A 10095-nucleotide genomic window follows, 5' to 3' on the forward strand; every position below is an offset into this window, starting at 1 on the left:
AGAGGACTGATTGTAGAGAGGGGGCCTCGCCCGCCACGGTTAGAGTGGTTGCCAAATCGACTGGAGAAGCCCCGATGGACGCGAATTCCCCGCTGGACGCGCTGGAGAACCCCGGCCTGCTGCGCACGCAAGCCTTGATCAATGGCGAATGGGTGGGTGCTGCCGCCACCTTCGCCGTGACCGACCCGGCCACCGGCCGCGAGCTCGCCCAGGTGCCCAACCTGGGCCGCACCGAGGTGGAGACGGCCATCGCCGCCGCCGCCAATGCGCTGGCCGCCTGGCGCGCCAAGCCCGCCCGCGAGCGCGCCGCGGTGCTTGTGCGCTGGCAGCAGCTGCTGGTCAAGCACGCCGACGACCTGGCCCGGCTGATGACGGCCGAGCAAGGCAAGCCGCTGGCCGAGGCGCGTGGCGAGGTGGTCTACGGCGCCAGCTTCCTGGACTGGTTCGCGGAAGAAGCCAAGCGCGTCTACGGCGAGACCATCCCCACCACCGACCCCACCAAGCGCTACCTCGTCATCAAGCAGGCCGTGGGCGTCTGCGCGGCCATCACCCCGTGGAACTTCCCGCTGGCGATGATCACGCGCAAGGTCGCGCCGGCGCTGGCGGCGGGCTGCACGGTCATCATCAAGCCTGCCGAGGCCACGCCGCTGACGGCGCTGGCCGCCGCCGAGCTGGCGCAGCGCGCCGGCATGCCGGCCGGCGTGCTGAACGTGCTGACGGCGGACGCGCAGCAGTCCATCGAGATCGGCAAGCTGCTGTGCGCGAGCGACGTGGTGCGCCACCTGTCCTTTACGGGCAGCACCGAGGTGGGCCGCCTCCTGATGGCGCAGTGCGCCCCGACCATCAAGAAACTCAGCCTGGAGCTGGGCGGCAACGCACCCTTCATCGTCTTCGACGACGCTGACCTGGACTCGGCCGTGGAAGGCGCCATCGCCAGCAAGTACCGCAACGCCGGCCAGACCTGCGTCTGTGTCAACCGCCTGTACGTGCAGGCCAGCGTCTACGACGCCTTCCTGGAGAAGTTCGCCGCGCGTGTGGCGCAGCTCAAGACCGGCAACGGCTTTGAAGCCGGCGTCCATGTCGGGCCGCTCATCGACGAGGCCGCGCTGCAGAAGGTCGAGACGCATGTCGCCGACGCCATCGCGCTGGGCGCCAAGGTGCTGGCCGGCGGCAAACGGATAGAAGCGGCGGCCGGCAGCTTCTTCGAGCCCACGCTGCTGGCCGACGCCACGCCGCAGATGCTGTGCTCGCGCGAGGAGACCTTCGGCCCGGTCGCGCCAGTGTTCAAGTTCCAGACCGAGGCGGACGCCATCGCGCTGGCCAACGCCACCGAGTTCGGCCTCGCCAGCTACTTCTACAGCCGCGACATCGGCCGCATCTTCCGCGTCAGCGAGGCGCTGGAGTACGGCATGGTGGGCGTCAACACCGGGCTGATCTCGACGGCCGAGGTTCCCTTCGGCGGCGTGAAGCAATCGGGCCTGGGCCGCGAGGGCGCGCGCCAGGGGCTGGAGGACTATGTCGAGGTGAAGTACATCTGCCTGGGCGACCTGCACCGCTGACGCGCAGGCAAAAAAAACCGCGCGGCAGCTTGTGGCTGCACGCGCGGTTGCCGAAACGGCTGACCGGGCAGGGTGCGCCCGGCAGCCTTGGTGCTTACGGCTTACTCGAGGTCGACGCTGAAGGTCAGCGAGGTCAGACGCGGGGAGCCCAGGTAGTAGAACTGGGTGGACGGGTTGTAGTTCGCGTTCGAACCCTTCAGCGTCGTGGCGGCCGCATTGGTCAAGATGGACGACGGGCTGAGGTACTTCTTGTTGCCCAGGTTGGACACGTTCAGGCGCAGCTGCGGGTTCTTCAGCATGCCCCAGCTGCCGAACTTGTAGCCAGCGTCCAGGTCCAGCGTCGTGTAGGCGGGCGCCTTTTCCTGGTTCATCAGGTCGACGTACTGGCCGCCGGTGAACTTGCCCTTCAGGCGGGCGTAGACCGGGCCTTGCTCGTACTGCAGCGACAGGGCGGCCATCTCTTCAGGCGTACGGCCGAACTGCTTGCCAGCGATCGGCAGGAAGCCGGTGGTCGTGACCTTCAGGTCTTCCTTGATGCGGCTCTTCTGGACCGTCACCGAGCCATAGGCCGAGAAGCCGTTGAAGACGCCGCTGCCGATCTCGAGCTCGAGACCACGGTTCTTCGTGCCGCCCGCGTTCACGTAGGTGCTGATCTGCGTGTTCGGGTCCGTGGCCTGAACCTGGCGGTCCTTGAAGTCGGAGCTGAACACCGTGGCCGAGATCGTCACGTCACGCGACTGGAAGCGCCAGCCGGCGTCAACCATGATCGAGGTTTCCGACTTGATGTCCACGATGGGCGTGGCGGCCGCGTTGGCGACGGTCGTGTTCGCATTGGCCACGAAACCGACGTAGTTGCCGAAGTAGGCGAAGTTCGGCGGCGCACGGAAGTTCTTGGACACGTTCATGAAGACGTGCTGCTTCGTGTCCAGGTTGAAGCGGGCGCCGAGCTGCGGCAGCACTTCGCGGAAGGTGCGCTTGATGTTGTAGTCGCGGTACTGACGCGCGCCGGACACCAGGGCGCCCGTGGTCGGGTTCACCGTGTACGACAGGTTGCCGCTCTCGTTGCGGATGTTGGTCACATCACGCGTCACGCTCGGCAGCTTCAGGCCGAAGTTGATGAAAGCGCGGTCGTTCAGCAGCGTGACCTGGTCGTTCAGGTAGACCTGCGTCACCGTGCTGATCGTCTTCGTGTTGCGGCCTTCATAGCAGCTGCCGTCGACGCGCTTGATGCAACCGTCCTGCAGCCAGATGTCCAGCGGCACGCCATCGCTGCCGATGCGCACGGCCGGCTGGGTCTGGATGTGCGAGGCGCGCTCGAACCACAGGCCTGCCTTCAGATAGTGGTTGCCCATGGTGGTGCTGAGTTCAGCAGTCACGCCGGGACGGTTGGTCTTGGTCACGCTGGCGCGGCCCACGGCCACCTTGTCCAGCTTGTCGCCGTCGCCGTTGATGTCGACAGCACCGCCGAGCAGGCTGCTGCCGCTGCTGCCGCTGACTGCGGCCACGCCCGTCTCGTCCAGGATCATCTGGGACCAGCCGCCATTGCCGAAGCCGTACCACATGTAAGGCTGCACCTTCAGGTAGGTGTCCTTGGCCACCTTGAAGGAACCCGACACCGACGCGATCACGTTCTTGAACGGGTTCAGCGCCATGCCGTAGTACAGCGGCGACTGGGCCACGTCCGTCTGCGCCGTGCCGCCGGCCGGCGTCTTCAGCGGCGTGAAGGTGGCGGCGTAGTCAAAGCCATAACCGTTGGCGGCCAGCTGCGCCTTGCTGACGCTCCAGATGTTCTGGTTGACCATGCGGTTGTAGAGGATGGAACCCAGGATGCGGTTGTCCTCGTTCAGGTCCAGCGAGAAGCCGGCGTCGATGTGGTCCTTCTTGGCCTTGCCCACGCCCTTCCACTTGTCGACCTCGGCGTGCGAGTAGCTCAGGAACACCTTGGCCTTGTTGTCCAGGAAACGGCCCGAGTCCAGACGGACGAAGGTGCGCTTCAGGTTCAGGCCGCCGAGGGTCTGCGTGAAGCGGGCGCGACGCTTGTCGGTCGGGTCGCAGGTGATCATGCTGACCGCGCCGCCGGTGGCGCCGCTGTTGGGCGACTCCAGCTCCGGGGAACCCTGGGCCACCGAGGCGGTGCAGACGTTCTCCTTGTCGATCATTTCCTGGGCGTAGAAGGCATAGCCGCCCGAGTCGTTGACCGGCACGCCGTTCACCGTGAAGCCGATCTGGTCGGAGCCGAAGCCGCGGATGCTCACGTCACCGCCGAACAGGCCGGTCGCGTCGTAGTTGTAGGTGTTGACGCCAGGCAGCTGGGCAATGCTCTGCAGCACATTGCCGGTGCCCAGTTCCTTTTCCATGGCGGCCTGGGTGATCGTGCTGCGACCCTTGACGGAGTCGTCATTCAGCATCATGCCGGTGCCGAGCTTGGCGCTCGAACCGACGACCGAGATCGTGCCCAGACGAACCGTGTCGTCCTTGACGCGCGGGGCAGCTTCTTCCTTAGCTGCTTCCTGCGCATACACGGTGCCGGTGGCCAGCAAGGAAACGGCCAGGGCCGTGGCCGTCTTGCAGAAAAGTCCGCTCTTCATTCCTATCACTCCTGATGTGCGCGGCAGGCCGCGCGGGGCTTTGCAGATTCGGTGGGCGATCCGGCGCATGCGCGTCGTCTTGCTCCAGACGCGGAATTGTCATGACTTTCTGTGACAGAACTTTACGGGTAAGTCAGAAGTGGCCGTTTTTAGAGCCGCCTCCCCGCAGACGAGCACCAGGGCAGTGCACCGGACAGCCTGAACAGGCCACGGCGTCGACGCTTCTTCCGCCGGGATTCCCCAGGGAAGCGGCTGCCTTCCGACGGCTTCGGGGCACCAGATTGGGCGCGCTAGCCCCCAAAGGCAGCGTGCAAAGGAAGGGGTGGGCACTGTCGTGAAACCGCGACAAACACCCGCAACAGTCGCGCTCCTAAGATCGGCGCCCTCCTCAGAACCTGGCTCCCACCCATGCAACTCCGCCTCAGCGCCGTCGTCATCGCCGGCCTCCTGCTCGCCGGCTGCGCCGCCCAACCGCCCGCTCGCACGACCGAGCTGACGCTGCTGTCCATCAACGACTTCCACGGCAACATCCAGCCCGCCAAACCCACGCCGCTGATGCCCCGGCTGCCCGACCCCGCCACCGGCGAGGTCAAGGCCCAGCCGGCTGGCGGCGTGGCGCACCTTGCTACCGCCATGGCGCAGCTCAAGGCCAAGAATCCCGACGCGGTCATCGTCGCTGGCGGCGACCTGATCGGCGCCTCGCCGCAGATTTCCAACCTGCTGCGCGACGAGCCCACGCTCGCCGCGCTGGGACAGCTGGGCATCAGTGCCAGCGCCCTGGGCAACCACGAGCTGGACGCCGGCCTGCCCGAGCTGCTGCGCCAGGCGCGCGGCGACTGCGCGCCCGCCGGCTGCCTGTGGCCGGGCTACAAGGGCCCGGGCTTCCCCTTCCTGGGCGCCAACGTGCTGGACGCCGCCACGGGCAAGCCGCTGCTGCCCACCCATGTCATGCGGCAGGCCGGCACGCTCAAGGTCGCCATCGCCGGCGTCGCCACCAAGGACACGCCGCAGGTCATCGTCGCCAAAGCCATCCAGGGCCTGCGCTTCGCCGACGAGGCGGACACGCTGAACGCGCTGGTGCCCCAGCTCAAGGCCGAAGGGGCGCAGGTGCTGGTCGCCGTGATGCATGAGGGCGGCGTGCAGGGCCGCGACGGTGCGGCCAACGATCCCAGCTACGCCTGTCCCACGCTGACCGGCCGCGTGCACGACATCGCCAAGCGCCTGGACCCGGCCTACGCCATCATCATCGGCGGCCACACCCACCAGGCCTACACCTGCAAGATCAACGGCCGCCTCGTTGTTCAGGCCGGCAGCTACGGCGGCTGGATCACGGAGAGCAAGCTCACGCTCGACGCCAGCGGCCGCGTGCTGGCCGCCAGCGCCGTGAACCATCCGGTGCTGCAGTCCGTCTACGCGCCCAACCCGGCCCTGGCCGACCTGGTGGCCCGCGCCGCCGCACTGACCGAGGCCGCACGCATGAAGCCCGTGGCGACGCTGTCGCGCGGCGCCGTGCGCAGCAGCAAGCCGCCGCATGGCGATACGCCGCTGGGCAACCTCATCGCCGACAGCCAGCTGGCCTTCGCCCGCAAGCACGGCCCGGCCGACATCGCCTTCATGAACCCGGGCGGCATCCGCGCCGACCTGGTGGTCGAGCCCGGCAAGCCCACGACCATGAGCGACCTGCTGGCCATCCAGCCCTTTGGCAACGAGATCGTCGTGCTGACCATGACCGGCCAGCAGCTGTGGGACGTGCTGCAGCGCCAGCTTCCCAAGGGCGATGCCGCCCCGCGCCTGCTGCAGCCCTCATGGACGCTGCGCTACCGCTGGCGCACCGGCCCCGACGGCGTGGCCCAGCTGGGCGACATCCTCATCGACGGCCAGCCGCTGGAGCGCACCCGGGACTACCGCATCGTCGTCAACAACTTCCTGGCCGAAGGCGGCGACGCGCAAGCCGGTTTCCGTCATGGCCGCGATCGGGCCGTGCTGGGCACCGACATCGATGCACTCGTCGCCCTGCTGTCCAGCCAGCCGCAGGCGGTGGAGCGCATCGAGGCCGGGCGCATCGTGCGCGAGTGACCCAGCTGCACTGACCCGCAGCGTAGCCTAGGGGAAACACGTCGCCACTTGCAGCGACGCCCGGCAACACACGGGCAGCCGCCACCCCTAGACTCAAGCGACCGGCATCGTTGGCCGGGGCCAGCGGTTCGGGGGAGCGATGGCGGCATGGGACATGCAAGGACGCACAGGCGCCGCTCGCGCGCCTGCGTCTGCGCACGCTGCGGGGCCGTCGGCGGACGCAGTCCTGGCCCATCTCCCCTGCGCACTGGCGGTGTTCGACGCCCGGCACCGGCTGCTGACGCACAACCCTGAGTTCCAGCGTCTGCTCGACCTGCCGCCGCTGCCGCCCGGCGCCCCGCCGCCCCACCTGGACGAACTCGTCGACACGCTGCAGGCGCGGGGCGACTTCGGCCACGGCGAACCCGCGCGCGCCTGCGCTGCCGCCCTGCGCGCACTGGGCCGCGAGGCCGCGCCCGGCCGGCTGGAGATCTCCTGCGCAGCCGGCCGCCGCGTCGAGGCCCGCACCGCGCCGCTGCCCGACGGCGGCCTGGTGATGACCTGTATCGACCTGACCCCCCACGCCCAGGCCCGCACCGCCGCAGAACAAGCATCGCAGGCCAAGACCCGTGTGCTGGCCCACATGAGCCACGAGATCCGCACGCCCATGAACGCCGTGCTGGGCATGCTGCGGCTGTTGCAGAAGACGCCGCTGGACGCCCGCCAGCGTGACTACGCCGTCAAGAGCGAAGGGGCCGCGCGCGGCCTGCTGGGCCTGCTCAACGACGTGCTGGACTTCTCCAAGATCGAGGCCGGCCACCTGACGCTGGATCCGCACCCCATGCGGATCGACGAACTGCTGCACGATCTCTCCGTCATCCTGGCCGCGCATGTGGAACGGCGTGACATCGAGGTGCTGTTCGACCTCGACCCGGCGCTGCCGCCGGTCATCCATGCCGACGCCCTGCGCCTGCAGCAGGTGCTGGTCAACCTCGCGGGCAACGCGATCAAGTTCACGGCGGCCGGCGAAGTCGTGCTCTCGGTGCATTGCGAGCAGCGGCAGGCCGGCCACGCCACGCTGCGCTTCAGCGTGCGCGACACCGGCATCGGCATTGCCCCCGAGCAGCAGCAGCGCGTCTTTGACGGCTACACCCAGGCCGAGGCTTCCACGGCGCGCCGCTTCGGCGGCACGGGGCTGGGCCTGGCCATCAGCCGCCGCCTCGTGCAGCTCATGGGCGGCGACATCCACCTGGACAGCCAGCCGGGCGTCGGCAGCCGGTTCAGCTTCTCGCTGCGCTTCCCGCTGCCCGACGAGCTGCCCGCCGCCCCGGCCGGCACGCCGCTGCAGGTGCTCGTCATCGACGACCACGCCGAGGCCCGCCGCACCATCGGCGCGCTGGCCCGCTCGCTGGGCTGGCAGGTCAGACTGGCCGACAGCGGCGCCCAGGCGCTGGCACTGGCCGCGCAGGCCGCGCCCGACGTGGTGCTGCTGGACTGGGTCATGCCGGGCATGGACGGCTGGCAGGCCACCATGCAGCTGCGCCACCAGCTCGGGCGCGGGCCGTTGATCCTGATGGTCACCAGTCATGACCGCGAGCGCCTGGCCCGGCGCAGCGCGGCCGAGCAGGCGCTGCTGGACGGCTTCCTCGTCAAGCCCATCACCGCTGCCATGTTGAGCCAGGCCGTCGACGCCGCCCGCCTGGCCCGCAGCTCGCCGGGCGCCGCCCCCGAGCCCGCGCCACAGCGCCTGGCGGGCCTGCGACTGCTGGTGGTGGAGGACAACCCCGCCGGCCAGCAGGTCTCGCGAGAGCTGCTGACCCTGGAAGGCGCCCGCGTCACGCTGGCCGGCGACGGCCAGCAGGCGCTGACGCTGCTCGCACGCAGCCGTGGTCGGCCGGACTTCGACGCCGTGCTGATGGATGTGCAGATGCCCGTGATGGACGGCACCACGGCCACGCGACTCATCCGCCGCCAGCTTGGCCTGGCGCTGCCCGTCATCGCCATGACCGCCAGCGCACTGGAGAGCGAGCGCCTGGCGTGCCTGGAGGCCGGCATGGATGAGCACATCGTCAAGCCCTTCGACCCCGACACCGTCGTCGCCGTTCTGCGCCGACGCTGCGGTGACCTGACGCCCGCCCCGGCCTCGGCGACGGCAACACCCGCCCTGCCCCAGGACCTGATCGACGACGCTGACCAGGCCGGCATCGCGTTGCCAGACGCGCTGGCGCGCATGTCGGGCCGCGTGGAGCTCTTCGAGCGCACGCTGGCCGCCCTGCACGAGCAGGACCGCCAGCTGACACCGGCGCTGGCCACCGGCGGCGCCGTGGCAGCGCGCAGCCTGCACGGTTACCGCGGCCTGGCCGCCATGCTCGGCGCCCAACGACTGGCCGCGCTCGCCGCCGAGGGCGAGCATGCGCAGCAACTGGACGACGACTGGCACGCCCGCTTCAAGGCCTGCCGCCAGACCGACATCGCCGCGCTTGACGGCCTGGCCGCTCGGCTGCAGCCGCCTGCGACAACGTCGCCGCCCATCGCACCGCCGGGCGAAGCCAGCGCACTGACGCAGCGGCTGGTCATGCTCGCCGAACTGCTGGCCGGCTCTGACCTGGCCGCGCACGACGCCCACCAGGCCCTGCGCACCGACCTGCCGCCCTCGGCACGCCCGGCACTGGACGCCGCAATGGCCGCCCTGGACTTCCACACGGCACTGGCGCTGTGCCACGACCTCATGACCCTGCCGGAGGCCCGCCCATGATGCAGCTCTCGCTGCCCCAGTTCAGCCCGCTGCCGGCGGCTCCGGGCGTGCCCGGGCGGCGCCCACGCCTGCTCATCGTCGACGACCAGCCTGTCAACATCCAGGCCTTGCACCGCGTCTTCGCGGCCGACTGCCAGGTGCTCATGGCCACCGACGGCGCCCAGGCGCTGAAGCTGTGCCGCGAGCGCCAGCCCGACCTCGTGCTGCTGGACGTACAGATGCCTGGCATGGACGGCCACCAGCTGTGCGCCGAGCTCAAGGCCGATCCGCTGCTGCGCACCATCCCGGTCGTCTTCGTCACGGCGCAGGACCACCCGGATGACGAAACCCGCGGCCTGGACGCCGGTGCGGCCGACTTCATCACCAAGCCCTTCAACCCCGCCGTCGTGCGCGCCCGGGTGCGCACGCAGCTCACGCTCAAGGCCCAGGCCGACCTGCTGCGCGAACTGGCCTTCATCGACGGCCTGACCGGCATGCACAACCGGCGCCACTTCGACGAGCGCTTCGCCGCCGAGGCCGGCCGTGCCCAGCGGACGCGGGCGCCACTGGCGGTGGCGCTGGTGGATGTGGATCACTTCAAGCGCTACAACGACGCGCTGGGCCACCTGGCCGGCGACGACTGCCTGCGCCGCATCGCCACTGCGCTGCGCGCCTGCCTGCGCCGTCCCACCGACCTGCTGGCCCGCTACGGCGGCGAGGAGTTCGTCTGCCTGCTGCCCGACACCGACCTGGCCGGCGCCATCGGTGTGGCGCAGCTGCTGGAAGCCACCGTGCGCGGGCTGGCGCTGCCGCACCCCGGGCAGGCGGACGGCGTGACCGTCAGCGTCGGCGTGGCGGCCGGCACCAAGACGGCCGACCTGCTGGACAACGCCGACAAGGCCCTCTACCTCGCCAAGGCCGCCGGCCGCGGGCGGGTCAGCTGGCTGGTCAGCTGAGGCTGGCGGTTGGCCCTCGCCCCCCAAACGGCGACGCCCCCAGACCTTGCGGTCGGGGGGCGTCTGGATCTGGAGCGGGTGATGGGAATCGAACCCACGTATCGAGCTTGGGAAGCTAGCGTTCTACCATTGAACTACACCCGCAGCGACGCGGATTATGGCGCGTCTTCGGGGCTCCCGCGCTGACGAAACGCACAGGCCTG

5 protein-coding genes and 1 tRNA gene are annotated in these 10095 nt (G+C 69.6%); 4 read left to right on the forward strand and 2 right to left on the reverse strand.

Translation table 11 applies throughout. The features are described from left to right. Positions 1-74 precede the first annotated feature (74 nt). Positions 75-1559: an NAD-dependent succinate-semialdehyde dehydrogenase gene (locus ACG0Z3_RS08275; RefSeq protein WP_394396799.1), complete on the forward strand. Its 1485-nt coding sequence runs from the start codon at positions 75-77 to the stop codon at positions 1557-1559. 101 nt (positions 1560-1660) lie between these two features. Here the strand turns inward: ACG0Z3_RS08275 and ACG0Z3_RS08280 are convergent, their stop codons facing one another. Next, positions 1661-4147, reverse strand: a complete 2487-nt coding sequence (locus tag ACG0Z3_RS08280; protein ID WP_394396800.1) for a TonB-dependent receptor — start codon at positions 4145-4147, stop codon at positions 1661-1663. Positions 4148-4555: 408 nt separating this feature from the next. Between ACG0Z3_RS08280 and ACG0Z3_RS08285 the strand changes: the two genes are divergently transcribed. From ACG0Z3_RS08285 to ACG0Z3_RS08295, 3 genes are all read left to right on the forward strand, one after another. Further along, a complete protein-coding gene (locus tag ACG0Z3_RS08285) occupies positions 4556-6223 on the forward strand; it encodes a bifunctional metallophosphatase/5'-nucleotidase (RefSeq protein WP_394396801.1) in 1668 nt (555 codons plus the stop codon). A gap of 154 nt (positions 6224-6377) precedes the next feature. Further along, positions 6378-8957 carry a response regulator gene (locus ACG0Z3_RS08290; RefSeq protein ID WP_394396802.1) on the forward strand — a complete coding sequence of 860 codons (2580 nt, stop codon included), beginning with the start codon at positions 6378-6380 and terminating at the stop codon, positions 8955-8957. After that, positions 8954-9892, forward strand: coding sequence for a diguanylate cyclase (locus ACG0Z3_RS08295; RefSeq protein ID WP_394396803.1), 939 nt, complete (start codon positions 8954-8956; stop codon positions 9890-9892). The genes ACG0Z3_RS08290 and ACG0Z3_RS08295 overlap by 4 nt, the downstream gene beginning before the upstream one ends. 70 nt (positions 9893-9962) lie before the next feature. On the opposite strand, the gene ACG0Z3_RS08300 is transcribed toward ACG0Z3_RS08295, so the two are convergent. Continuing rightward, positions 9963-10036, reverse strand: a tRNA-Gly gene (locus ACG0Z3_RS08300). Positions 10037-10095 lie beyond the last annotated feature (59 nt).

It is taken from the genome of Pelomonas margarita (genome assembly GCF_043555875.1).
GTDB classification, from domain to species: domain Bacteria; phylum Pseudomonadota; class Gammaproteobacteria; order Burkholderiales; family Burkholderiaceae_C; genus Pelomonas; species Pelomonas margarita.

Bases quoted from the DNA above. Each gene is read 5' to 3' on its own strand.
- ACG0Z3_RS08295 (WP_394396803.1), top strand. From the start codon at position 8,954: ATGATGCAGCTCTCGCTGCCCCAGTTCAGCCCGCTGCCGGCGGCTCCG.
- ACG0Z3_RS08285 (WP_394396801.1), top strand. From the start codon at position 4,556: ATGCAACTCCGCCTCAGCGCCGTCGTCATCGCCGGCCTCCTGCTCGCC.
- ACG0Z3_RS08275 (WP_394396799.1), top strand. From the start codon at position 75: ATGGACGCGAATTCCCCGCTGGACGCGCTGGAGAACCCCGGCCTGCTG.
- ACG0Z3_RS08290 (WP_394396802.1), top strand. From the start codon at position 6,378: ATGCAAGGACGCACAGGCGCCGCTCGCGCGCCTGCGTCTGCGCACGCT.
- ACG0Z3_RS08280 (WP_394396800.1), bottom strand. From the start codon at position 4,147: ATGAAGAGCGGACTTTTCTGCAAGACGGCCACGGCCCTGGCCGTTTCC.